Annotated in this window: 23 protein-coding genes and 1 pseudogene; 4 read left to right on the top strand and 20 right to left on the bottom strand. The window is 59.2% G+C overall.

The window, feature by feature from the left end:
- Nucleotides 1–225: 225 nt before the first annotated feature.
- Nucleotides 226–1032, top strand: coding sequence for a c-type cytochrome (locus AC1DIH_RS07255; protein ID WP_477771170.1), 807 nt, complete (start codon nt 226–228; stop codon nt 1030–1032).
- A 107-nt stretch (nt 1033–1139) separates the two neighbouring features.
- On the opposite strand, the gene AC1DIH_RS07250 is transcribed toward AC1DIH_RS07255, so the two are convergent.
- From AC1DIH_RS07250 to AC1DIH_RS07185, 14 genes are all read right to left on the bottom strand, one after another.
- Nucleotides 1140–1943 carry a transglutaminase family protein gene (locus AC1DIH_RS07250; RefSeq protein ID WP_477771169.1) on the bottom strand — a complete coding sequence of 268 codons (804 nt, stop codon included), beginning with the start codon at nt 1941–1943 and terminating at the stop codon, nt 1140–1142.
- Nucleotides 1940–2890, bottom strand: a complete 951-nt coding sequence (locus tag AC1DIH_RS07245; protein WP_477771168.1) for an alpha-E domain-containing protein — start codon at nt 2888–2890, stop codon at nt 1940–1942. The genes AC1DIH_RS07250 and AC1DIH_RS07245 overlap by 4 nt, the downstream gene beginning before the upstream one ends.
- A gap of 12 nt (nt 2891–2902) precedes the next feature.
- Nucleotides 2903–4312 carry a circularly permuted type 2 ATP-grasp protein gene (locus tag AC1DIH_RS07240; protein ID WP_477771167.1) on the bottom strand — a complete coding sequence of 470 codons (1410 nt, stop codon included), beginning with the start codon at nt 4310–4312 and terminating at the stop codon, nt 2903–2905.
- Nucleotides 4313–4614: 302 nt separating this feature from the next.
- A complete protein-coding gene (locus tag AC1DIH_RS07235; RefSeq protein WP_019689386.1) occupies nt 4615–4956 on the bottom strand; it encodes a ribonuclease E inhibitor RraB in 342 nt (113 codons plus the stop codon).
- A gap of 211 nt (nt 4957–5167) precedes the next feature.
- The gene (locus AC1DIH_RS07230) at nt 5168–5404 is read right to left on the bottom strand and encodes a hypothetical protein (RefSeq protein ID WP_477768311.1); all 237 of its coding nucleotides are present in this window, start codon (nt 5402–5404) and stop codon (nt 5168–5170) included.
- A gap of 138 nt (nt 5405–5542) precedes the next feature.
- Complete coding sequence (locus AC1DIH_RS07225; RefSeq protein WP_019689384.1) at nt 5543–6148, bottom strand: START domain-containing protein; 606 nt, start codon at nt 6146–6148, stop codon at nt 5543–5545.
- A gap of 41 nt (nt 6149–6189) precedes the next feature.
- Nucleotides 6190–6444 carry a YkgJ family cysteine cluster protein gene (locus tag AC1DIH_RS07220; RefSeq protein ID WP_477771166.1) on the bottom strand — a complete coding sequence of 85 codons (255 nt, stop codon included), beginning with the start codon at nt 6442–6444 and terminating at the stop codon, nt 6190–6192.
- A 166-nt stretch (nt 6445–6610) separates the two neighbouring features.
- The gene (locus AC1DIH_RS07215) at nt 6611–7114 is read right to left on the bottom strand and encodes a translation initiation factor 2 (protein ID WP_477771165.1); all 504 of its coding nucleotides are present in this window, start codon (nt 7112–7114) and stop codon (nt 6611–6613) included.
- A gap of 91 nt (nt 7115–7205) precedes the next feature.
- A complete protein-coding gene (locus AC1DIH_RS07210) occupies nt 7206–8645 on the bottom strand; it encodes an aminotransferase-like domain-containing protein (protein ID WP_145015431.1) in 1440 nt (479 codons plus the stop codon).
- A 200-nt stretch (nt 8646–8845) separates the two neighbouring features.
- Nucleotides 8846–9658 carry an OmpA family protein gene (locus tag AC1DIH_RS07205; RefSeq protein WP_477771164.1) on the bottom strand — a complete coding sequence of 271 codons (813 nt, stop codon included), beginning with the start codon at nt 9656–9658 and terminating at the stop codon, nt 8846–8848.
- Nucleotides 9655–10011, bottom strand: coding sequence for a DUF4398 domain-containing protein (locus tag AC1DIH_RS07200; protein WP_477771163.1), 357 nt, complete (start codon nt 10009–10011; stop codon nt 9655–9657). Before AC1DIH_RS07200 ends, AC1DIH_RS07205 begins: the two co-directional genes overlap by 4 nt.
- Before the next feature lie 9 nt (nt 10012–10020).
- Entirely contained in the window at nt 10021–10845 is an 825-nt protein-coding gene (locus tag AC1DIH_RS07195) for a substrate-binding periplasmic protein (RefSeq protein WP_477771162.1), read from the bottom strand.
- Nucleotides 10846–10926: 81 nt separating this feature from the next.
- Nucleotides 10927–11856: an electron transfer flavoprotein subunit alpha/FixB family protein gene (locus AC1DIH_RS07190; protein WP_477768316.1), complete on the bottom strand. Its 930-nt coding sequence runs from the start codon at nt 11854–11856 to the stop codon at nt 10927–10929.
- A 2-nt stretch (nt 11857–11858) separates the two neighbouring features.
- Entirely contained in the window at nt 11859–12608 is a 750-nt protein-coding gene (locus AC1DIH_RS07185; protein WP_477771161.1) for an electron transfer flavoprotein subunit beta/FixA family protein, read from the bottom strand.
- 546 nt (nt 12609–13154) lie between these two features.
- Between AC1DIH_RS07185 and AC1DIH_RS07180 the strand changes: the two genes are divergently transcribed.
- Nucleotides 13155–14819, top strand: coding sequence for an electron transfer flavoprotein-ubiquinone oxidoreductase (locus AC1DIH_RS07180; RefSeq protein WP_103317628.1), 1665 nt, complete (start codon nt 13155–13157; stop codon nt 14817–14819).
- Nucleotides 14820–14922: 103 nt separating this feature from the next.
- Nucleotides 14923–15144: pseudogene (locus AC1DIH_RS07175) on the top strand (NAD(P)-dependent alcohol dehydrogenase); the annotation flags it as partial.
- A gap of 143 nt (nt 15145–15287) precedes the next feature.
- Here the strand turns inward: AC1DIH_RS07175 and AC1DIH_RS07170 are convergent.
- Nucleotides 15288–16070, bottom strand: coding sequence for an SDR family NAD(P)-dependent oxidoreductase (locus tag AC1DIH_RS07170; RefSeq protein ID WP_477771160.1), 783 nt, complete (start codon nt 16068–16070; stop codon nt 15288–15290).
- A 210-nt stretch (nt 16071–16280) separates the two neighbouring features.
- Here AC1DIH_RS07170 and AC1DIH_RS07165 point away from each other — a divergent pair, with 210 nt between their 5' ends.
- Nucleotides 16281–17429 (top strand): aldose epimerase family protein, encoded by a 1149-nt coding sequence (locus AC1DIH_RS07165; RefSeq protein WP_477771159.1) that lies wholly within the window; start codon nt 16281–16283, stop codon nt 17427–17429.
- A gap of 78 nt (nt 17430–17507) precedes the next feature.
- Here AC1DIH_RS07165 and araH read toward each other — a convergent pair whose 3' ends face one another.
- The 5 genes from araH to AC1DIH_RS07140 form a co-directional block, all read right to left on the bottom strand.
- The gene (araH, locus tag AC1DIH_RS07160) at nt 17508–18476 is read right to left on the bottom strand and encodes an L-arabinose ABC transporter permease AraH (protein ID WP_123583067.1); all 969 of its coding nucleotides are present in this window, start codon (nt 18474–18476) and stop codon (nt 17508–17510) included.
- A 9-nt stretch (nt 18477–18485) separates the two neighbouring features.
- A complete protein-coding gene (araG, locus tag AC1DIH_RS07155; RefSeq protein ID WP_477771158.1) occupies nt 18486–20030 on the bottom strand; it encodes an L-arabinose ABC transporter ATP-binding protein AraG in 1545 nt (514 codons plus the stop codon).
- Between the two features lie 63 nt (nt 20031–20093).
- Nucleotides 20094–21104 carry a substrate-binding domain-containing protein gene (locus tag AC1DIH_RS07150; RefSeq protein ID WP_477771157.1) on the bottom strand — a complete coding sequence of 337 codons (1011 nt, stop codon included), beginning with the start codon at nt 21102–21104 and terminating at the stop codon, nt 20094–20096.
- 64 nt (nt 21105–21168) lie between these two features.
- Complete coding sequence (locus AC1DIH_RS07145; RefSeq protein WP_477771156.1) at nt 21169–22044, bottom strand: SMP-30/gluconolactonase/LRE family protein; 876 nt, start codon at nt 22042–22044, stop codon at nt 21169–21171.
- A 51-nt stretch (nt 22045–22095) separates the two neighbouring features.
- On the bottom strand, nt 22096–23676 hold the full coding sequence (locus AC1DIH_RS07140) for an aldehyde dehydrogenase (NADP(+)) (protein ID WP_477771155.1): 1581 nt from the start codon (nt 23674–23676) through the stop codon (nt 22096–22098).

The following is a 23676-nucleotide window of genomic DNA, read 5'->3' as shown; positions in this document are numbered from 1 at the left end:
ACAAAAAAAGGCAAACAGCCATGTTCAAACATTCGAAAGTGCGTCAAGCCGGGCTCATTTTATTCGCCACTACGCTGCTGCTGATTTTGCCGAACCTCACCAAAGTGATCGGATAATCAAGCGTGGTTGTTGACGACGCCTCACTAAAAAACTGACTCGCTCGCTATCCGGGTCGGCGTGCGTGTGCCAACCTTTACGGCATACCTTCGACAGGATGGCGATCACTTGAAAGCTCTACTTTTGCTTGGGGCCTTGCTGCTCAGCACGCCCTCGTATGCCGCACAGCTGGTGCTCGACCTGGGCACCGGCAGCCGAACCTGGAAAACCGAGGAGTTGCTCAAGCATCCTCAGGTCCAGACGATTCAGATCACCGACGATGTTTCCTACAAAAGGAACATGCGTTATCGCGCGGTGCCGCTGGCGGCATTGTTGACCGGTATCAAGGCTGACGACCACTTGCAAGCCGTGGCCCTGGACGGTTTCGCTGCGGAACTGGCGGCCGCGCCGTTGCTCAACACGGTGGGCGCACAGGCGTGGCTGGCCATTGAAGACCCGGCCAACCCTTGGCCAGCGCTGGCGGAAGGCAAACCCAGTGCCGGACCGTTTTATCTGGTCTGGACCAACCCTCAGGCCGGCCATATCAGCCCCGAGCAATGGCCATTCCAGGTCGCCAGCATCAAACGCCTGGCGGCGGTCGGCGTACGCTTCCCCGCCCTGCTCCCAGACCCGGCGCTCGCTGCCAATGACCCGGTGAATCTGGGCTATGCGTTGTTCCAGAAAAACTGCCTGGCGTGCCACCGCCTGAACGGCGCAGGGGACGCGCAGTTTGGTCCGGACCTGAACATTCCCTTCAGCCCTACCGAGTACTTTGGCGCTGAATTCCTCAAGCGCTATATCCGCGACCCGCAAAGCTTGCGCCAATGGCCACAGGCAAAAATGCCGGGGTTCTCGACGGCGGTATTGTCGGATGAGGAGCTGACGTTGCTGGTGGGGTATTTGAAGCATATGGCGGGGCGTAAGCAGCAGCCTTGATAGCTTGAGAGGTGTGGCGCCTGAGCGGGCCCCATCGCGAGCAGGCTCGCTCCCACATTAGATCTGCGGTGTTCACAAGACCTGCTCGCGATGCGGTATTCCCGATATTACTGCTGCTGAACCGAGATCACCGGCGTCGGCGCGACGAACACCTTGGCGTGCATCTGGTCCCCACCACCGCCACGGCGCATGCCGCGTACCGGGCAGGCATCGAGATAGTCGAGGCCCACCGCCAGCTTCAGATGACGCTCGGGTTTGGCCAGTTCATTGGTGACATCGAAGCTGTACCACGCGTCGTCGAGCCAGGCTTCAGCCCAGGCGTGACTGGCCAGGTGTTCGCTGTTTTCGCTGTACAGATAACCCGACACATACCGCGCAGGAATCCCCAGGCTACGCGTGCAGGCAAGAAACGCATGGGCGTGATCCTGGCAGACCCCGGCGCGCCCGGCGAACGCTTGAGCGGCGCAGGTGTCGACTTCGGTGGAGCCCGGCGTGTAGGTCATGTGCTGGTTGAGGCCATGCATCAAGTCGATCAACGCTGTGCGATCACGCCGTTGGCGACATTGCTTCTCGGCGAATGCACGTAACGCTTCATCCGCCTCGGTCAGTCGAGTGAAACGCAAGAACGGCAGCGCCGACTGGCTCTCATGCTCAGCCTCACGCAACTCATCGATGTCCACCTGCCCCCGCGCGCCGATGATGATTGCCTCATGGGGCTCGTCCATCGTCAGCACATGCAGGATGTTGCCAAACGGATCGAGTTGCGCGCGCACTGGCCGTGGCAGGTCGAGCTGCCAGCTCAGTACGTGCTGACGCTCGCTGTCGTGAGGCGTCAGTCGCAAATACTGGATGCTTGCCCGCACCTGATCTTCATAGTGATAGGTGGTCTCGTGGCTAATGGAAAGTCTCATGCAGCCTCCAGATAGGAACTGTGTATGGCGTTGCCCAACTGGCGCACCAGCGGGATGAACTCGGTCAGCCAGGCGTGCAGGCCTTCGGCGAGGATTTCGTTGATGCCGGTGTAACGCAGCCGTGCATCGATTTCTGCCGCCAGACGCTGCGCGGGACGGCCGTTGGCACCCGGCAGACTGGCGAGGATCTGGTCGATTTCTTCAGTGCAGGYACGCAGCGAGCGCGGTACGTCGGCACGCAGCAGCAACAGCTCGGCGACGTGCCGCGCGCCAGGGGCGTCGCGGTAGATCTCGGTGTACGCCTCGAACGACGACAAGGCTCGCAGCAGCGCACTCCACTGGTAATACGCGTGGGCCGTACCGTCGCTGACCGCCTCGGCCTGATCGCCGGCCATTTCGTAGCGGGCATCGAGCAGGCGCAGCGTGTTGTCGGCCCTTTCGATGAAGGTCCCCAGGCGAATGAAGCGGAAGGCATCGTTGCGCATGATGGTGCCGTAGCACGCGCCCCGGAACAGGTGGGAACGTTCTTTGATCCACTCGCAGAAACGGCTCATGCCATAGCGGCTGAGGCCCTGTTCGGCGATACCGCGAATTTCCAGCCAGGTCGCGTTGATGTTTTCCCACATGTCGGCGGTGATTCGCCCACGTACTGCGTGAGCACTGGCCCGCGCGGCGCCGAGACAACTGTAGATACTGGCCGGGTTCGCTGCATCCAGGGCGAAGAAGTGCAGCAAACGCTCGGCATGCAATTGACCGTGGCGCTCAAGGTAATCGTCCAGCGTGCCGGTGATCAGCAAGGGCATCGCCAATTCGTGCAGACCATCGCCGCGCCCATCCTGCGGCATCAATGACAGCGAATAACTGATGTCGAGCATCCGTGCGAGGTTTTCCGCCCGTTCCAGGTAACGCGACATCCAATACAAATCCGAGGCGGTTCTACTTAACATGGCAGGTTTCCTTCAATCCTCGACCACCCAGGTGTCCTTGGTTCCGCCACCCTGGGACGAATTGACCACCAGGGATCCTTCGCGCAGGGCTACACGGGTAAGGCCACCGGGTACGACCCGGGTTTCGCGGCCAGACAGGACAAACGGACGCAAGTCGATGTGCCGCGGCGCGATGCCGCTTTCGACAAACGTCGGGCAGGTCGACAGGGACAACGTCGGTTGGGCGATATACGCGTGGGGCTTGGCCTTGATGCGTGCGCGGAACGCTTCAATTTCAGCGGCGGTGGCTGCAGGCCCGACCAGCATTCCGTAACCACCGGAACCCTGGGTTTCCTTGACCACCAGCTCAGGCAGGTTCGCCAGCACGTGAGAAAGCTCTGACGGGTTGCGACACTGCCAGGTCGGCACATTCTTCAGGATCGGTTCTTCGTCCAGGTAGAAACGAATCATCTCGGTCACGAACGGATAAACCGACTTGTCGTCCGCGACACCGGTGCCGATGGCATTCGCCAGCACCACATTGCCGGAACGATAGGACGACAGCAGCCCTGGAACGCCGAGCATCGAATCCGGGTTGAACGCCAACGGATCGAGGAAAGCATCGTCGAGGCGACGGTAGATCACGTCGACGGCTTTCGGCCCGTCGGTGGTGCGCATGAACACCTTGTCGTCACGTACGAACAGGTCCGCGCCTTCCACCAGCTCCACGCCCATCTCCCGCGCCAGAAACGCGTGCTCGAAGAACGCACTGTTGAAGCGCCCGGGAGTCAGTACCACGACACTCGGATTGTCCAGCGGGCTGGAGCTTTTCAGCGTGTCGAGCAACAGGTTCGGGTAATGATCGATGGGCGCGATGCGCTGGGCGGCGAACAACTCGGGGAAGAGCCGCATCATCATCTTGCGGTCTTCAAGCATGTAGCTGACGCCACTGGGCGTGCGCAAATTGTCTTCGAGCACGTAGTACGTGCCGTCGCCATCGCGCACCAGATCGACGCCAGAGATGTGCGAATAGATATCGCGATGCAGATCCAGCCCTTGCATGGCCAGCTGGTATTGCTCGTTGGCCAGCACTTGTTCGGCGGGGATGATGCCGGCCTTGATGATGCGCTGCTCGTGGTACAGGTCGGCAAGGAACATGTTCAATGCCTTGACCCGCTGGATACAGCCGCGCTCGACGATCCGCCATTCACTGGCGGGGATGCTGCGGGGAATGGTGTCGAAGGGAATCAGGCGCTCTGTCCCCTGCTCATCACCATAGAGCGTGAAGGTTATCCCGGCACGATGAAATAACAGATCGGCCTCGCGTCGCCGTTGTGCCAAAAGCTCGTCAGGCGTTTCAGCTAACCAACGGGCGAACTCCCGATAGTGCGGGCGGACCAGGCCGCCAGCGTCGTACATTTCATCAAAATAGGTGCGGATCATGCCGTACTCCTTGTCACCCGGACACCTGGACTTCGCAAGGCCCGTGCCAGCGGCATAAACGCTTTACTATCAATCGGTTGGCTAATCGTCGAAGACTCGCCGCACCAATCCTGTGCAGCCAATGCCTCAACCTGTTCGTCTCCCGCCTCATTGCGAAGCAATGCTGATGGACATTACCGGTATAGCCAGAGTTGGTTTCACGGCCTGTGTGCGGTTGCGATCCCTTGACTTCTCAATGTCCGAAAACGAAAACGGCCAACCCTGAGGTCAGCCGTTGCTGAGTGTTGTCGCTGTTCATAGTGTTATGCGAGTAGCCCTCGTACCTCCTGCTTGACGCCCCATCCTTCGATAATCCCGCCCAAAGGCTCGACCACCGCCTCAAAGTCCTGTTCGAAGTCGCCAATGCCGCCATAAGTGGCGTACATCACTTTGCTCAACTCCAGATGCCAGGCACCGTCATCACGCACGCTGACCTGCGCATTCAAGGATTCACCGCGAAAATGCCCTGCCGCCCTGCGTGCCCGCTCCTCATCCGGAAAAATGGCGTAGAACTCGATGGGATGGAACCGTGAAAAGTCAAAACCGCCTTCTTTCATGCGGCGCAGCACACTGCTGCTGATGTCTTCTTGATAGGCTGTGCTCATGAAACGTCCTCCTCAATCTGATGGATAGACTTTCCGTACTCCCTGCGCCCGCAACCGAATGGTGAGGGCGATACGGCAATCAGATTGCCGCCGGGAAACAAGCATGTAGCTGACAAGACCAGACCTTAGCGATCCATTCGCTGATCTCGATTGCAGAGTAGCCCCAAGTCAGAGCTGCTGCCAAGGCCTGTTTGCGAGTCGCATCAAGTGGTTATGCAAGTGGAGTGATACTGAGGATTTCTATGCTGTTCTGATCTTTCAGGCTTTTGACTGTCGGATCATCCGTTCGCCCCTCCAGATCATTGAGATCGAGCTCGGCCGGGACAGGGAGGAGTTTTGAGCGAATCAATTGCGCGGCCCGCTCCATCGTGGGTTTTTGTTCGCAATCGAATTGCTCGACGGTCTGCACACCGTGATCATCAACGAAGGTGACTTCCCACTTTTGCATCAGTGCCTCCTTGGTAAAACCCACAGATGGGCTTACAACATCTCGACCCCGAACGCCGGATAATCGTTCCCCCTGAATCCATCGGTTCGACATGAAAAAGGCCGCCGATTGGCAGCCTTATTTGCAAAGAGCACAGGATTACTTCTCGGCGCGTGCTTTCAGGGCTTTCAAGGTATTGAAGGGTGCGTCGACCACAAACTTGTTGGCCAGCCACGACGGCACGCTGCCACCCGGCTCGGTGTGAACCTGATAGGTCACTTCGACCTGGTCTGCACCTTTTGGAACAAACTTCCAGAAACCCTGGACCTGGGTGACACGAACAAAGCCTTTTTCTTCAGGAAGGTAGGTCGGTACACCTTCAAGCTTACGCGTCAGGCTGCCATCGGCGCCTTCGACAGTGGTCACGTGCAACACCGAGTCACGCGCCGTCACCGGCCATGGGGTGCTGAACTGAGTGTAGGTCCAGCTTTGATCGCCTTCGTGCTTGAGCAACTTCTGCACCTTGCACTCATGAATCCAGGCACACGCGCCGGGCACGTCTTCCTGAAGCGCGCGCAACTTGGCCACGGAGGTCTTCATTACGGTCACACCGCGATAGGCCTTGTACTGAGACCCGGCGACTTCACTCAGGGAAACCTTGATTCCGTCCTCATCCTTGGCAGTTTTCCAGTCTTCAGCCTGGGCTGTCGTGGCCAGCAGAACGGTCAAACCACACAACACAGCGATACGATGCAGCGAACCCATAGTCTTATTCCTTATTGTTGAAGTTCCGTTCGTTGAACACATTACGCCGCGGTCATTTGCTCCCACCAACCAATCAACTTGATGGCTTCTTCCCGGCTGTCGCCGCACACCTCGACATCCGCCTGAAACGCGCTACATACCGCCGGCCGTTCAGGCTTGCCGAAAATACTGCACAGATTATCGACAGACAGTTGCACACAACGTTCTCCCGCCGCCTTGCCGTTTGGCATGCCAGGGATGGGTGTGCTGATGGAAGGGGCAATGCAACAGGCGCCACAGCCTTCACGGCAGTTCATGACGACACGCTCCTGGCGACGGGTAATGTGTTGAATAACGTGGACTAGAGTACCCGCTAAAACAGCCGTTTGAAATTGGCCGGATAGAGGTTTTTCGCTCAAACACGCGTGACTGACCAGTCTCCGACAAAGCGTCAGGTGCGCGGGTCACAGATCAATGCAAGTTTTACTGTTTGAACTGAAACTCCAGCGCCGCACCTTCGACTTCCCGGTGCTCTTCTTTGCGCATTTGCAACTGCATTTCGTTGCTGAGCAGGCGACCGTTGAGCTGGAACGGGCTGTCATCCCTGGTTTTTTCACCAAACATGGGCGGCAGTAAAGGAGCATGTTTGACCAGCGGAACGGTGCCAACAGGTTGCAACTGCTTGACCATGTCCGATGGCAGGCTCAAATCCAGCGTGGCCGGTGGCAAGTACGTGGTTCTGACCACTTCGCTCGCGGATTTTGATTTTGAAGCAACCGGTGGGCGTTTTTTCGAAGGCGTCGGCTTCTTTGCCACTTTGGGCTTTTTGACCGGCGTAGGTTTTTTGGCCGGTGCAACGGGCTTCACTTTTGCTTCAGACGTGCTGTCGCGCCCCTTATCCAGAGCAGTCGCAGCCATCGCGCTGCCAGGAATGAAAACATTCAAGAGGCACGCCAACATCAAACCAGCAGGGAAAATCGCTTTCATGAACACTACAGCGCTAACGGCAGAGGGCCATATGCTCGCTTGTTGCAAGGTCCCTGACAAGCTCGCATAGCAATCCAGCCCCCGGTATGCGTCAAAAACCGCTTGCCGTCTCCTGACAAAGTTGAGTGGCCAGCATCCCGAGCGTCATCAGCGCCCGCTCTGCTTCACGATTCCACGGTGTGCCGCAGTTCAAGCGAATGCAGTGATTGAATTGCTCGGTGTTACTGAAAATCAGCCCCGGCGCGATGCTGATGCCCTGCTGCAGCGCACGTACATGCAGTTCCTGCGTATTGACCCGCCCCGGCAGGCTGACCCACAGAATGAAGCCGCCTGTGGGCCGGGTTATCTGCGTTCCCTCGGGGAAGTACTGCTGCACCGCCAACTGAAAAGCGCTGAGGTTCTTGCGGTACTCCTGGCGGATGTAGCGCAAATGGCGATCATAACCGCCGTTTTCCAGATAGGCCGCAATCCCCATCTGCGTCACGCTGCACGCCGAATGGGTGCTGAAGGTCTGCAGGCGCTGGATTTCCTGCTGGTACTTGCCCGCAATCATCCAGCCGATGCGTACGCCGGGTGACAGGGTCTTGGAGAAACTGGAGCAATAGATGACCCGATCCAGTCGGTCATAGGCTTTCAGCGATTTGGTGCGGCCTTGCTCGAACATCAATTCGCCGTAGATATCGTCTTCGACAATCTGGATATCGAAGTCCGAAGCCAGACGCAGCAGCTGTTTTTGCCGCTCTTCCGGCATGGTGCCGCCCAGCGGGTTGCTCAGGCGCGTGGTCAGCACCAACGCCTTGATCGACCACTGGTTGGCTGCCAGTTGCAAGGCTTCCAGGCTCATGCCCGTCGCCGGGTCACTGGGGATCTCGATGACTTTCAAACCCAACAAATCGGCGAGCTGCAACAAGCCGTAGTAAGTCGGCGACTCAGCCGCGATCAGATCGCCGGGACGCGTCAGGACGCGCAACGACATTTGCAGCGCATCGACGCAACCATGGGTGATGACCACTTCCGATGGGTCGACCACTACACCGGCATCTCGCATGCGGATCGCCACCTGGCGACGCAACGGCTCAAAACCCGGGCTGAACATGTAACTGAACGCCCGCGGGCTGTGGAACCGCGTGACCTTGGCCAATTGCTGGTGCAGTGCCCGTACCGGCAGATAGTCGACACTGGGCACCGCCGCGCCCAGCGGGAACACCCCTTCGCGACGCGACTCGACCAACACTTGCTGAATGATACTGCTGCGCGTGACCAGGCCGGGGCGTTCGACACGCGCGATATCCGGCGTCGGCGCGGTCAGTGCCGGGGTCTGGTGGACGTAGTAACCCGACTGCGGGCGTGCACGAATCAGCCCCTGGTCTTCGAGGTTGGCATACGCCTGAAGCACCGTCGCGTGGCTGACATTGAGCTGCGAGCTCATCTTGCGCACTGAAGGCACGCGCTCGCCGGGCTGATAGACACCACGCCGGATATCCTCAGCCAATTGCTGAGCGATACGTTGATAGAGCAAGAGATTGGTCATGACGCAGCACTCGATTTCACGGGCATTTTATTCTTGTGTGAAACATTACCGGAACAGTTTAGAAGTGTACTGGGACAGTTACCACAATAGTCGACCGTACAGTGCAGTGACAGCAAAAACTGTACTGTTTTGCGGGCCATTTCGCAGGTATAAAAAAACCCGGCACCGCTGAGGGGCCGGGTTTTCCAGTAACGCTGACCTTAGCGGGCAGCGCCGAGCTGGCCTTTTTCGTCGGAGAACACAATTTCGACCCGACGGTTCTGCGCACGCCCCCGCTCGGAAGCGTTGGCCTCTACCGGGTATTCATCGCCATAGCCTTCGACTTGAATGCGCTTATCTTCGATCCCCAGATCGATCAGCATGTCCGCCACCGACTGGGCGCGATCGCGAGACAGATTGAGATTGTCCTGCTTGCCGCCGGTGCTGTCGGCATAACCTTCGATACGCACTACGCGCTTGGGGTTGAGCTGCAGGAACTGGACAATTTTCAATACGGTGCGATTTGCCGAGTTTTTCAGCTCGGCCTCACCGGTGTCGAACAGTACATCCCCCAGGGTCATGACCAGACCGCGATCAGTCTGGGTCGTCGCCAGGTTGATGATTTGCTCTTCCAGCCATTTACCCTGTTGTTGCACGCTGAGCAGTTTGTTCTCGCGCAACGCCAACTGCAGGCGCTGACGCTCCAGCTCAAGCTTGGCCCCACGTTCGTCATTCAGCGCTTGCTCGGTGTGCTGACGGGCAATTGCGCTGTAACGCTGACTCAGGTAAGCGTAATGCTTAACATCCGGGCCGCTGCCCCAGTAGGTCGACAGGCGATCAGCCCGGGCAAGGGACTCACCCGCCCGAATCACGTCCTTGGGCGCGATGCGCAGCACATTCGAATCTTCCTTGACCTTCTGAAAGTCAGCGCTGGCTTGTTGCAAAGCCGCTGCGCTGTGTTGACCTGCGCAGCCAGCTAGCCCTGCGCAACCCACCAGCAGCAAACCACCCAGAATGGTGTTTTTCAGGCTCATTGGGCATCTCCCAATTGCTTGCGCAGACGAGTGATGCGGGTGTTGAGCACGTTCAGTTTTTCCTGACTCTTCACTGTCAGCACCTTGGCCTCGGCCAGACGCGCGTCCAGCTCTGCCTGTTCGGCTTGCATGCGCGCATCCTTGAACGCTTGAGTGGTCATGTCGGCCTTAGCCTGAGCGAACTTGCCTTCAGCAAGTTTCAGTTCAGGCACGTCTTCAGTCGTTGCCCCGACAGCGGCGGCCTGTTCCAGGGCCCGTTCGGTCAAACGCAATTGTTCATTCGGCGCCGGATCGGCAGCACAACCCGCCAGAACCATAACGGCCATGGCAGCGAAAAGAGGTCGAAGAGTCACTAAAAATCCCTACTGTTTTGGGGTGCTGACGGGTTGCTGCATGTGTGCTTTCCAGCGCTCCAGATTGCGCTGCAGCACGGCCTCCGTCAGGCCGGACGCGGGCAATTCTGTCATCTTTTTCGACAACTGTCCGCGTAACCATGGATCGTTGCAGGCAGAGTTGCGGGAAATGGCGAGGAACAGCCCCGGTCGGTCGATCGGCTGCGGATACGCCTGCACATCGTTGGCCATACCCAATGTCTGTGCCATGGCCATCCCGGTATAACGCCCGGCGAGCACATAGTCCGCCTCACCCAGTAGCAACTTCTGAAAAGCCTGTGTCAGGTTCGGCAGGCTCATCAAGGTCAATTGCTCTTGTGCGTACGCCTCGAACGGTTGTGTCAAACGAGCCTTTGCCGAGACGGCGCCGACATGCCCACGCAAATCCTGCGCCGCGTTGTAGACCAATGCCGAGCCCTTGCGGGTCCAGACCAGATAGTCGTTTTCCAGCAACGGCGGCTGGATGTAGTCCAGTGATTCGAGTTGATTGTCCATCAGAGGCGCGTCGGCCAGCATGTCGATACGCCCGCTGCGCACTTCATCCAGCGTTTGAGATCGATTGCCGGCGTACAGCAACTCGACCTTGATCCCCAACTCCCCCGCCATCTGCTGCAACAAGTCGGCGCTGGTACCGATCAAGTGTGTCGGGTCTTGCGGGTCTCGCCACAGATACGGTGGTGCATCGGGGCTGCCGGTCACCACCAGACGCTCGCATTTGCCCGCAGCGACTGACAGCGAGGGCAAAGCCAGCAGGCTCAGCAGCCCCCACAAGCCGCTCAAGCGACGCAAATCCATGGCGTATTTCCCCACACTCAAATCGCAGACAATAAAAAGCCCGGCCAAAAGGCCGGGCTCTTTATAAGTCAAGCCGCTGGATTAGACCAGCTTCTCAAACTCGGGGATGGCTTCGAACAAGTCCGCCACCAGGCCGTAATCGGCCACCTGGAAGATCGGCGCTTCTTCGTCCTTGTTGATCGCAACGATCACTTTGGAGTCTTTCATGCCGGCCAGGTGCTGGATCGCGCCGGAGATACCGACGGCGATGTACAGCTGCGGTGCAACGATCTTGCCGGTCTGACCGACCTGCATGTCGTTCGGTACGAAACCTGCGTCGACCGCGGCGCGGGAAGCGCCAACAGCAGCGCCCAGCTTGTCGGCCAGGGCGTACAGGTGCTTGAAGTTGTCGCCGTTCTGCATGCCGCGACCGCCGGAAACGACGATCTTGGCAGCGGTCAGTTCCGGACGATCGGACTTGGCCAGTTCTTCGCCAACGAAGCTGGAAGTGCCAGCGTCGTGAGCAGCCGCAACTGCTTCAACGGCAGCCGAACCACCTTCGGCTGCAACCGGGTCGAAACCGGTAGCACGCACGGTGATGACTTTTACCGAAGCGTTGGACTGAACGGTAGCGATGGCGTTGCCGGCATAGATTGGGCGCTTGAAGGTGTCAGCGCTTTCAACCGAGATGATCTCGGAGATCTGGTCAACGTCCAGCTGAGCGGCAACGCGCGGCAGGATGTTTTTACCGTTGGAGGTGGCAGCAGCCAGGATGTGGCTGTAGCCCTTGCCCAACTCTGCTACCAGCGGTGCAACGTTTTCTGGCAGTTGGTGTGCGTAGGCAGCGTTGTCGGCGACCAGCACTTTGGCCACGCCAGCGATTTTCGCGGCCGCTTCAGCTACAGCGCCAACGCCCTGACCGGCAACCAGAACGTGGATGTCACCACCGATTTTGGCGGCAGCCGCCACGGTGTTCAGCGTGGCTGGGGCCACTACTTTGTTGTCGTGTTCGGCGATTACCAAGATAGTCATGATCAGATTACCTTCGCTTCGTTTTTCAGTTTCTCGACCAGTTCAGCCACCGACTTGACCTTGATGCCTGCGCTGCGTGCAGCCGGCGCTTCGACTTTCAGGGTTTTGTTGGTAGAGGCGGTGGAAACGCCCAAAGCGTCAGGAGTCAGCACTTCAAGCGGCTTCTTCTTGGCTTTCATGATGTTTGGCAGGGACGCATAACGCGGCTCGTTCAAACGCAGGTCGGTGGTGACGATGGCCGGCAGTTTCAGCGAAACCGTCTGTGCGCCGCCGTCGATTTCGCGGGTCACGGCAACTTTGTCGCCAGTGACTTCGACTTTCGAAGCGAACGTGCCCTGACCGTAACCGCTCAGTGCAGCGAGCATCTGGCCAGTCTGGTTGTTGTCGCTGTCGATGGCTTGTTTGCCAAGGATCACCAACGAAGGCTGTTCCTTGTCGACAACAGCCTTGAGCAGCTTGGCAACGGCCAGGGAAGTCAGGTCTTCGGCGGATTCGACGAGGATGGCGCGGTCGGCACCCAGAGCCAGCGCGGTGCGCAGTTGCTCTTGAGCGGAGGACGGGCCGATGGAGACGACGACGATTTCAGTCGCAACACCTTTCTCTTTCAGGCGTACGGCTTCTTCCACTGCGATTTCGCAGAAAGGGTTCATCGACATCTTGACGTTAGCGAGATCGACGCCGGAGTTGTCCGCTTTGACGCGAACCTTGACGTTATAGTCGACCACTCGTTTGACAGCTACAAGAACCTTCATGGATTCCTCGTTACTCTCCGGTGAAAAGAAAGTCGCCTAGGCGAACCTGGCGGTTGATGCTCATCGGGCACAAGGGCACCTCTAAAAACGCCGGCATTTGTAATGGTGACCCAGCTCACGAAGCGTGATGACCGTTCGTCAGTGGTGACTAACGAGTCATTCTGTGTCGCGACGTGTAAACTTCGCGCCAAACTTGCGCTGCGCGTCACCTTGTACTGCCTTCGCCCTGTTTTTAGAGATGCTCTTGAAACCAACAGTCAGCCTACGGCGAGCGCAAAACCGCCCGTATCTTGACCGGAACACCTATTCCGGTCAATACGCCAAAATGGCCAGTCATAAGCCGCGCTTCTTTGATTTCTCTGGGCTGGAGCAAATTCAAACAAACGTTTGTATTGGACGCTAAGAGTGGTGTAGATATAATGCGCCGCCTAGAGAGAAAGGTGGCTCATCGATTGTCCTCTCCCAGCGTTGTGCAGGGATTCATGGATGCGACACCAAACCTCCAATTAGAAAAAAAACTGTTGAGCCTTGAGTAGGAGATAACCTGTGGAACGCGAATACATGGAATTCGACGTGGTCATCGTCGGTGCCGGCCCCGCTGGTCTTTCCGCCGCCTGCCGATTGAAGCAGAAGGCCGCCGAAGCCGGTAAGGAAATTAGCGTCTGCGTGGTCGAAAAAGGCTCCGAAGTCGGCGCTCACATTCTGTCTGGCGCGGTGTTCGAACCTCGGGCGCTGAACGAACTGTTCCCGGACTGGAAAGAACTCGGCGCACCGCTGAACACTCCGGTCACTCGCGATGACATCTTCGTTCTGAAGAACGCCGATGGCGCGATCAAGATTCCAGACCTCTTTGTGCCCAAGACCATGCACAACGAAGGCAACTACATCATCTCCCTGGGCAACCTGTGCCGCTGGCTGGCCCAGCAGGCCGAGAACCTGGGCGTAGAGATCTACCCGGGCTTCGCCGCTCAGGAAGCACTGTTCGACGAAAACGGCGTGGTTCGCGGGATCATCACCGGCGACCTGGGCGTTGACCGTGAAGGTAATCCGAAAGAAGGCCTGTACACCCCAGGCATGGAGCTGCGTGGCAAGTACACGCTGTTCGCCGAAGGCTGCCGTGGCCACATCGGCAAGCAACTGATCAAGCGCTTCAACCTCGACACCGATGCCGACGCCCAGCACTACGGCATTGGCCTGAAAGAAATCTGGGAAATCGATCCGGCCAAGCATCAGCCAGGCCTGGTGGTACACACCGCCGGTTGGCCGCTGGACATCATGGGCACCGAAAACACCGGTGGCTCGTTCCTCTATCACCTGGAAAACAACCAGGTTGTAGTCGGCCTGATCGTCGACCTGTCCTACAGCAACACTTACCTGTCGCCGTTCGACGAGTTCCAGCGCCTCAAGCATCACCCGGTGCTCAAGCAGTACCTGGAAGGCGGCAAGCGCATCAGCTATGGCGCCCGCGCCATCTGCAAAGGTGGCCTGAATTCGCTGCCGAAGATGGTCTTCAAGGGCGGCGCACTGATCGGTTGCGACCTCGGCACCCTGAACTTCGCCAAGATCAAAGGCAGCCACACCGCGATGAAGTCCGGCATGCTCGCCGCTGACGCCGTGGCCGACGCCCTGTTCGCAGGTTCCGAAGGCGCTGATGAACTGAACAGCTACGTTGAATCGTTCAAAGCCAGCTGGCTCTACGAAGAACTGTTCGCCAGCCGCAACTTCGGCCCGGCGATCCACAAGTACGGCGCTATCGTCGGCGGTGGTTTCAACTGGCTCGACCAGAACATCTTCGGTGGCAAACTGCCGTTCACCTTGCACGATACCAAGCCGGACTACGCTTGCCTCAAGCTGGCTGCCGACAGCAAGAAGATCGACTACCCGAAACCGGACGGCAAACTCAGCTTCGACAAGCTCAGCTCGGTGTTCATCTCCGGTACCAACCACGAAGAAGAACAGCCTTGCCACCTTAAGCTGGCCGACGCGAGCATCCCGATCAGCAAGAACCTGCCGCTGTACGATGAGCCTGCTCAGCGTTACTGCCCGGCTGGCGTATATGAAGTAATCACCAAGGAAGACGGCGAGAAGCGCTTCCAGATCAATGCCCAGAACTGTGTGCACTGCAAGACCTGTGACATCAAGGACCCTGCGCAGAACATCACCTGGGTAACCCCGGAAGGTTCTGGCGGCCCGACTTACCCGAACATGTAAGTCGTAGACTTGAACATCAAGGCTCCCGAACGGGGGCCTTTTTGTTGCCTGGAGCAAACGACACCGCCCTCTGTAGCAGCGCCTGAACCGGATTACGCTCAAAGTCCACGCCGCCAAACTGGTGTTGGGTTGTGGGGTGCTGGCCGGTTCGTTGATCGGCGGTATCGCAGAAACCCAGGAAGTGCTGGATTTCTGCGCCGAGCACAACATCACCTGCGACATCGAAATGCTCGACATCCGCCAGATCAACGAGGCTTACAGCCGCATGATCGCCGGTGACGTGAAGTACCGCTTCGTCATCGACATGGCGACCTTGAAAGTCTGAACAGACTTTAGCGGCCTAGCCCTTCAAGCCGAGCTCCCCCGACAGCCGAGCCGTGCCCCCTTTGACCAGGGGATCAGCTCGGCCATTTTTCCAGCGGCATGTACGGCACGGTGCTGGTGCTTTTTTGAGGCTGCCCCAAACGCCTAGACCCAACCACCATCGACGATGAAGTTTTGCGCCGAACACATGGAAGACGCCTCGGAGGCCAGGAAAAGCGCCATGTTTGCGATATGGAAAGGTTCCACGTTACCCGGCAGGCATTGGCTGCGGCTAATCAACTCCCTGGCGGCATCGTCAACCCAGAACGCGAGCTGCTTTTCTGTCATCACCCATCCTGGAACCAGGGTGTTGACCCTGATGCGCCATGGCCCCAACTCCCGTGCCAACGCCCTGGTCATGCCGTGGGTTGCCGCTTTACTGGCCGCGTAGACCGGGTATCCACTGGAGGCCATCATCCAGCCAATGGAGCCCAGATTGATGATCGCGCCCTCCCCGGCGGCCTTCATCATGGGGACCACCGCCCGGGCGGCAAAAAAAGCATGCTTCAAATTGACGGAAATCAGTTTGTCGAAAGTCTCCGAGTCAACTTCATCCAAGGTGTGCCTGACATCATTGGCGGCATTGTTCACCAGGACATTCACAGGCCCCAGGGTCTGCGCAAAGCGTCCAATCGCCTCCTTATAAGCGCTCTCGTCAGTGATATCACAGTGAGCGAACCCGACCCTATGGCCCTCAGCCAACAACTGGGCCGCCAACTGCTCACCTTGGCTTTTGGCCATGTCCACGAACGCAACCTTTGCTCCCTGCCGGGCAAAAGCGCAAACCATGGCTTCACCGATCCCCGAGGCACCGCCGGAAATCAATACGGTTTTATCTTTGAGGTCGGTGTACACGGCCGGCACGCCGGCGCCCGTTTCATTAGTCATATGACGGTTACTCCACAGTAGGCACTTCGATTCAAGCAGCGGGACTCAAGGTGCGCTCGGGCACTCATGGATCATCTTCGCCAGCCACCAAATTAGTCTTACTTTATATTGAAAATTCAGTCTTTCAGACTATAAATTTACTGCTGTTTCGACAAAATATCGCTAATTAGTAGAACTATTAAACTCAAAACAACAAAAGGACGTTCAACCATGCCGCAATCCCGACACCTGCTTTCCGGCCTCGGCCTTTCCCTGATGATGGCCAGCCTCGGCGTCCAGGCCGGTGGCCTGTCCAGCGAACACAAGGCGTTTGGCAAGACCCATGATGGAACCGCCATCGAGCAATATGTATTGCGCAACAGCCATGGCATGCAAGCCACGGTCATTACCTACGGCGGCGTCTTGCAATCGTTGAAAGTGCCGGACAAGAACGGCAAGTTCGAAGACGTGGTACTGGGCTTTGACGATGTCCAGGGTTATCAGAGCGGCAAGGCATTCTTCGGCGCGACCATCGGACGCTACGGCAATCGCCTGGCTCAGGGTGCCTTCGAACTGGACGGCAAGCGTTACCAGATGCCGCTCAACGATGGCCCCAACTCGCTGCACGGTGGTGCGCTGGGTTTCGACAAGCGCGTCTGGAAAGCACAACCGCTCAACAGCAAGGACTCGGTCGGTGTGACCTTGAGCTACCTGTCGCCAGACGGTGAGATGGGCTTTCCCGGCAACCTGAAGGTCGAGGTCACCTACAGCCTCAACGACCATAACGAGCTGCGCATCGAGTACAAGGCCTCCACCGACAAACCCACGGTGCTGAACCTCACCAACCACAGTTACTTCAACCTCGCCGGGGCCGGTAACGGTGACGTGCTCAAACAGCTCGCCACCTTGCACGCCAGCCATTACACACCGGTCAACGGCACCTTGATTCCAACCGGTGAACTGGCCCCGGTAGCCGGCACACCGATGGACTTTCGGCAACCGACCGCCATCGGCCAGCGCATCAAGGATGATCATCCGCAACTCAAATTCGCCGAGCCTAAACAAGGCGGTTTTGACTTCAACTGGGTCCTGGATGCCAAGGGTGATGTCAGCCAACTCGCCGCCGATGTGCGCGACCCGCAATCCGGCCGTCGCTTGCAGCTCTACACCAGCGAACCCGGGGTGCAGTTCTACACCAGCAACTTCCTCGACGGCTCGGTCAAGGGCAAGGCTGGCAAGGCCTACGGACACTGGAGCGCATTCACCCTGGAAACCCAGCACTACCCCGACTCGCCGAACCAGCCGGGCTTCCCCAGCACACGGCTGGATCCAGGCCAGACGTATGCCCAGAACACCGTCCTGAAGTTCTCGGCCGACTGAACCTGACCCGGAACCTCGCCTTGCAGGAGCTGTCGAGCTTAGGCGAAGCTCGACATCTCCTACATTGAACAACAGCGATCAGCGTTGTTTCATGCGGTCGATCACCACGGCCAGCAGCAGGATGGAACCCCGAATCACGTACTGGTAAAACGTGTCGATGTTTTTCAGGTTCATCGCATTCTCGATGATCGCCAGAATCAACACCCCGGCAATCACGTGCCGAATCATGCCGATCCCGCCGCTCAACGACACCCCACCCAGCACGCAGGCGGAAATCACCGTCAATTCGAAACCCTGGCCGATCATTGGCTGGCCGGAGGTCATGCGCGAAGCCAGGATCACCCCGGCCAAGGCACCGATGACCCCGTGCACGGCGAAGATGATGATCTTGGTCCGGTCGACATTGACCCCGGCCAGCAGCGCCGCTTCCTGGTTGCCGCCAATGGCCATGGTGTTGCGCCCGTAGGTGGTGTAATTGAGCAGCCAACCAAAAAACAGGAAACAGCCGATGGTGATCAGGATCGGCACCGGCACGCCGAACAACTGGCCATTGCCATAGATGAAGAACTGATCCTGGGACACGCCGACGGCCTTGCCGTTGGCAAAGATATAGGCCAGGCCACGCACGATTTGCATGGTCGCCAACGTGGTGATCAGCGCGTTGATCCGCAGCTTGGCAATCACGATCCCGTTGATCAGCCCGACCAGCAGCCCCAGCAGCAGCGCCGCGCCGATACCGAGCAACACGCTGTCGGTGTCGCGCATCACCACCGCGGCAACGACCCCGGCACAGGCAATCACCGAGCCCACCGACAAGTCGAAATGCCCGGACGCCAGGCAATACAACATGGTGCACGCGGCGATGCCCGTGGTGGAAATCGCCAGCCCCAGACCGCGCATGTTCAGGGGCGAGAGGAAGTTGTCGATGAGCAGGGTGCAGAGCACAAAGATCCCCAGCGCCGCCAACAGCATCGCCCAATTATCGAGCAGAGCGCGCACATCCAGGGGTTTGTGCGTCGTCGGCAACGCGTTGTTTTGGGTTGTCATAGTCACCTCTCAGTTCACCTGGCCGTCAGCGCGTTGGCGCGGCAAGGCCAGTTGCAGCAAGTTGGATTCATTGGCCTGTTCGCGGCTCTTCTCGCCGCGCATCACGCCTTCGCAAAGCACCAGGACGCGGTCGGAGACGCCCATCACTTCCATCAGGTCGCTGGACACGACGATCACCGCAATCCCGCTGGCGGCCAGGTTATGGATAATCTGGTAAATCTCGGCTTTCGCGCCGATATCGATACCGCGCGTCGGTTCGTCGAGCAGCAGCACCTTCATCGGCATCGATAGCCAGCGACCCAGGATGGCCTTCTGCTGATTGCCCCCCGACAGGTACATGATTTTCTGCGCCGCATGGGGCGTTTTCACTTTCAACGCCTTGATCTGCTTCTCGGCGTTGCTCTTCTCCCAACTGTCGTGCAACAGCCAGCCAAACCGGGAATGAGCACCGCGTGCGCTGATGTTGATGTTCTCGGCAACGCTTGCAAGCGGCACGATGCCCTCTTTCTTGCGGTCCTCGGGACACAGCAGGACCCCGGCGGCAATGGCATCGCGCGGCGAGCGCAGCTTCAGTTCCTCACCGCACAACTGCAGGCTTCCGGCCGTACTGCGCTCAAGACCACCAAGCAGGCGCAGCAGCTCGGTGCGCCCGGCACCGACCAGCCCGAACAGGCCGAGAATCTCGCCTTGATACGCCTCGAAACTCACCGCAGAGCGCAAGCCAGGCCCCAACAGACCATCGACCTTGAGCGCCACCTCGCCCCGTTGACGAGGGCGGTAGTCGTAGATGTCCTGAATGTCGCGACCGACCATGCAGGTGACCAACTGATCGTGGGTCAGCTCGCTCATGTCCTCGAACGTGCGCACGTAACGACCGTCCTTGAACACGGTCACCGCATCGCAGATACGGAACACTTCCTCCATGCGATGGGAAACGTACAGCACCACTTTGCCCTCATCCCGCAGGCGTCCGATGATCGCCATCAAGCGCTCGATTTCCCGGGCCGACAGGCTGCTGGTGGGTTCGTCGAAGGCAATCACATGGGCGCCACGGGACAACGCCTTGGCGATCTCCACCAACTGCCGTTGCCCCAGGGACAGACGGCCGAGCTTTTCCAGCGGATCGATTTCATCGGCCAGGCCCTTGAGACAGGCCAGTGCCTGCTCGCGCAACGCACGGCGGTTGATCACACCGAAACGGGTCGGCAAATGCCCGAGAAACAGATTTTCCGCCACGGTCATTTCCGGCACCAGGTGCAACTCCTGGTGGATGACCGCCACCCCGCAGGCAATGCTGTCGGCGGCGCACTTGAAGACCATCGTCTGCTCGCCGATCTGCAGGCTTCCGCTGCTGGGGCTGTAGGCACCGCCGAGGACTTTGAGCAAGGTCGACTTGCCTGCGCCGTTTTCGCCCATCAGGGCATGCACCCGCCCCGGGTGGGCAGTAAAGCTGATAGCGTCCAGCGCCTTGACCCCGGGAAAGGTTTTGCCAATACCGTTGAAGCACAGACTGCCGCTGGCACTGTGCTGTTGTTTGTTCAATTGCGCATGCATAACCACCTCATCACACCGATCAGGCAGCCTTGTCACCAAGGCCGCCGAGGAAAACAACCGACCTCAGTTCCACAGACCGATCTTTTCCAGTTCCTGCTTGAAGTTGTCGCGCGTGATCAGTGTCACCTTGTCCATCGCGGTGTATTTCGCGGGTTCCTTGCCGGTGGTGACCCACTCGAACATCATGCTCGCGGTGTTGTAACCCTCAAGGTGCGGACTGGGCAGCATCGAGCCGAAGAAGCCACTGTTGGGCTTCTTCAATTCGCCGATGGCGTCGGTACCATTGATACCGATACCAATGACATTGGCGGCGGCAAAACCGGCGCTTTCGGTGGCGCGCACGGCGCCCAGTACGCTGTTGTCGTTCATGCCGCCGACGATCAGTTTTTTCGCCGTACCCGGCAGCTTCACCAGTGCCGAGTTGGTGGCGTCCATGCTGCCCGGCACGTCGAGGGTCTTGAGTGGCGCAAACAGGATGTGGTCTTTCGGCAGGCCGGCCTCTTCAAGGGATTTGACTGACCCATCGATACGTTTCTTGCCGGTGTCGAGTTCGTTGTAGGTAGTGATCACCGCGTAGGTGTCTTTCCAGTCCCAACCGCGCTTCTTCGCTTCGCCAGCCATGGCGGCGCCCTGCTGCTGGCCCACTTCGAAGGCGGCCATGCCGAGGTAGGGCACGTCCTCCATGAACTTGCCGCCGGCATCGACGAAGCGGTCATCCACCGCAATCACTTTCAAATCATTGGCCTTGGCCCTGGYCACGATCGCCGGGCCCAGGGACACATCCGGCGCGCAAATCACGAAGCCCTTGGCGCCGTTGGCGGCGAGGCTGTCGATGGCCGAGAGGGTTTTCTCGCCATCCGGCACGGCGATTTTGATCACGGTAAAGCCCTTGTCCTTACCGGCCTTTTCAGCGAAAGCCCATTCGGTCTGGAACCAGGGCTCCTCCGCTTGCTTGACCAGAAACCCGATCTTCGCGGGCTCGGCGGCGGCCAGCAACAGGCTGCTCATGCTGACGGCCGATGCCGCCAGGGCGATACTGCACAGGGAACGGATTACACGATGACGACGATTCATAAGATGACTCCTTGTTTTTGTTGTGAGTGCGAGCTGTGAACCAGTGCAGCCTGATGCTTGAAATTTATCCTGCAAATCGGTGACAGATTTTCCCGGCGATATCGACCTCAATGGCCAGCACCGCCCCGTCCAGCGGATGATTGAGCGGGCTTGCGGCGCTGGTGATGTACAAGGTTCGCAGATCCTTGCCACCGAACACGCAACTGGTGGGTCGGCTGACGGGGAGCTCGATCACGCGGTCGACCTCGCCGTCGGGCGCCAACCTGAGCAGGCAACCGCCGTCCCAGCGGGCGTTCCAGAGATAGCCTTCGGCGTCCATGGCCGAGCCGTCCGGGACGCCGCGCGGGTGCGGCCCGAACCACTTCCGGGGCGGATCGAGCTGGCCGTCGATACCGATCGAATACCGATACAGCGTGCCGTCCAGGCTGTCGCCCAAATACACCTGCGTGGCGTCCTCACTCCAGAGCAAGGTATTGGGAATACCCAGGCCGCGCAGTAGCGGCGTGACTCGCGCATCGGCGTCGATACGGAACAAGCCACCGGAACGCCGCAGGACCGGCAGGTCTTTGCCCTGCTCCCCGATGTTGTTCTGCATGGTGCCCAGCCAGAGCCTGCCGCCGGCATCGCAACGGGCCTCGTTGGGACGATTGCCCGGTTGCGAATCGGCGACGCAGAGCAAGGTCAGGCGCGGCGCCGCTTGCGTGGAGCTCAGGTCAAGGCGATACACGCCGCTGCTCAGGGTCACCAACGCATCGCCGCTTTCGCAGGGAATGAACGCCGACACAGGCTCCGGCAATTGCCAGACCTGCAGGTTTTCACCACTCAGGCGTAATGCCTGTTGGCCGGCAATATCGACCCAATACAGGGCCTGGCCGGGCGCGTCCCAAAACGGACCCTCGCCCAGTTGCGCACGGTGTTCGGTCACTGCGGTCCACACCATGAAGCCTCCTGGATCGTTACTGTTTTTCGGGCGCTGACGAGCTTGCTCGCGTTACAGCCGGTCACGCGATGGCTGTCCATCCACCAGACGTTGAATGCGCAACGGGTTGGCATTTTTCAAGGCGTCCGGGAGCAAACTGTCGGGGTAGTTTTGAAAGCACACCGGGCGCAGGAAACGGTCGATGGCCAGGGTCCCCACTGACGTGCCACGGGCATCCGAGGTCGCCGGAAAAGGCCCGCCATGCACCATCGAATCACAGACCTCGACACCGGTCGGATAACCGTTGAGCAGGATGCGACCGACCTTCTGCTCCAGTAACGGCGTCAGCTCGCTGAACTGCGCGAAGTCCGCGGTTTCGCCAATGATCGTCGCCGTCAGTTGGCCGTGCAGCCCGTGCAATGCGGCGCTGAGTTGCGCCTGATCGGCCACTTCAACAAACACGGTGGTTGGACCGAACACTTCTTCCTGCAGCACTTCATCGCCATTGACCAGCAAACTCGCATCAGCCTTGAACAACTGTGGCTGCGCCTGATTACCMGCTTGTGGATGGCCGGCCAGGTGCTCGATGCCAGGGTGCGCAAGGAGCCTTTGCAAGCCTTTGCCATAACTGCTCAAGGTGCCGGTGTTGAGCATGGTCTGGGCGGGCTGGTCGCCGATCAGTTGCGCGACCTGCCGAGTGAACGCAGTGAACTGCGGTGAACCGATGCCGATCACCAGGCCCGGGTTGGTACAGAACTGACCGCAGCCTTGCACCACCGAGGCGGTCAGGTCACGGGCGATGGTATCTGCCCGCGCTTGCAGCGCCTGGGGTAATACGATCACCGGGTTGATGCTCGACATCTCGGCGAACACCGGGATCGGTTGCGGGCGTGCCGCCGCCATATCGCACAGCGCTCGACCGCCCTTGAGCGAGCCGGTGAAACCGACCGCCTGGATTGCCGGATGCTTGACCAACGCCTCACCGACCCCGGCGCCATAGATCATGTTGAATACGCCGGCGGGCATTCCGTTTGCCTCGGCCGCCCGGATGATCGCATCGGCGACCCGTTCGGCGGTCGCCATGTGCCCGCTGTGCGCCTTGAAGACCACCGGACAGCCGGCCGCCAGCGCCGCCGCCGTGTCGCCGCCGGCAGTGGAAAACGCCAGCGGAAAATTGCTCGCGCCAAACACCGCCACCGGCCCCAGGCCGATGCGGTACTGACGCAGATCCGGGCGCGGTAACGGTTGGCGATCAGGCAGCGCCCGATCGATGCGCGCCCCGTAGAAATCGCCACGACGCAGCACGTCGGCGAACAGGCGCATCTGGCCACTGGTACGCTTGCGCTCGCCCTGGATGCGGGCAACGGGCAGCGCGGTTTCACGGCAAACCAGGGCGATGAACTCATCGTCCAGCGCATCCAGTTCATCGGCCACTGACGCCAGGAAATACGCGCGACGCTGCGCACTCAAGGCTCGATAGGCCGGATAGGCCGTCGCGGCAGCATTGGCGGCGGCATCGACCTCCTGCGCCGTCGCCTGGTGGAAAGCATGGGGCAATGCTTCGCCAGTCTGCGCGTCGAAGCTCTGCAGGGTCACGGTGCCAGTCGCACTGCGCCGGCCGCCGATGTAGTTGTGACCAAGAATCCGAGTCAT

The sequence above is a fragment of the Pseudomonas sp. 05N36 genome (assembly GCF_056397385.1).
The sequence above is the reverse complement of the archived record's forward strand: the minus strand, read 5'-3'. Positions and strand labels throughout refer to the sequence as shown.

Coding starts and splice junctions, on each gene's coding strand:
- AC1DIH_RS07250 (WP_477771169.1), bottom strand. CDS start 1,943: ATGAGACTTTCCATTAGCCACGAGACCACCTATCACTATGAAGATCAG.
- AC1DIH_RS07240 (WP_477771167.1), bottom strand. CDS start 4,312: ATGATCCGCACCTATTTTGATGAAATGTACGACGCTGGCGGCCTGGTC.
- AC1DIH_RS07235 (WP_019689386.1), bottom strand. CDS start 4,956: ATGAGCACAGCCTATCAAGAAGACATCAGCAGCAGTGTGCTGCGCCGC.
- AC1DIH_RS07230 (WP_477768311.1), bottom strand. CDS start 5,404: ATGCAAAAGTGGGAAGTCACCTTCGTTGATGATCACGGTGTGCAGACC.
- AC1DIH_RS07225 (WP_019689384.1), bottom strand. CDS start 6,148: ATGGGTTCGCTGCATCGTATCGCTGTGTTGTGTGGTTTGACCGTTCTG.
- AC1DIH_RS07220 (WP_477771166.1), bottom strand. CDS start 6,444: ATGAACTGCCGTGAAGGCTGTGGCGCCTGTTGCATTGCCCCTTCCATC.
- AC1DIH_RS07215 (WP_477771165.1), bottom strand. CDS start 7,114: ATGAAAGCGATTTTCCCTGCTGGTTTGATGTTGGCGTGCCTCTTGAAT.
- AC1DIH_RS07210 (WP_145015431.1), bottom strand. CDS start 8,645: ATGACCAATCTCTTGCTCTATCAACGTATCGCTCAGCAATTGGCTGAG.
- AC1DIH_RS07205 (WP_477771164.1), bottom strand. CDS start 9,658: ATGAGCCTGAAAAACACCATTCTGGGTGGTTTGCTGCTGGTGGGTTGC.
- AC1DIH_RS07195 (WP_477771162.1), bottom strand. CDS start 10,845: ATGGATTTGCGTCGCTTGAGCGGCTTGTGGGGGCTGCTGAGCCTGCTG.
- AC1DIH_RS07190 (WP_477768316.1), bottom strand. CDS start 11,856: ATGACTATCTTGGTAATCGCCGAACACGACAACAAAGTAGTGGCCCCA.
- AC1DIH_RS07185 (WP_477771161.1), bottom strand. CDS start 12,608: ATGAAGGTTCTTGTAGCTGTCAAACGAGTGGTCGACTATAACGTCAAG.
- AC1DIH_RS07170 (WP_477771160.1), bottom strand. CDS start 16,070: ATGACTAATGAAACGGGCGCCGGCGTGCCGGCCGTGTACACCGACCTC.
- AC1DIH_RS07165 (WP_477771159.1), top strand. CDS start 16,281: ATGCCGCAATCCCGACACCTGCTTTCCGGCCTCGGCCTTTCCCTGATG.
- araH (WP_123583067.1), bottom strand. CDS start 18,476: ATGACAACCCAAAACAACGCGTTGCCGACGACGCACAAACCCCTGGAT.
- araG (WP_477771158.1), bottom strand. CDS start 20,030: ATGCATGCGCAATTGAACAAACAACAGCACAGTGCCAGCGGCAGTCTG.
- AC1DIH_RS07145 (WP_477771156.1), bottom strand. CDS start 22,044: ATGGTGTGGACCGCAGTGACCGAACACCGTGCGCAACTGGGCGAGGGT.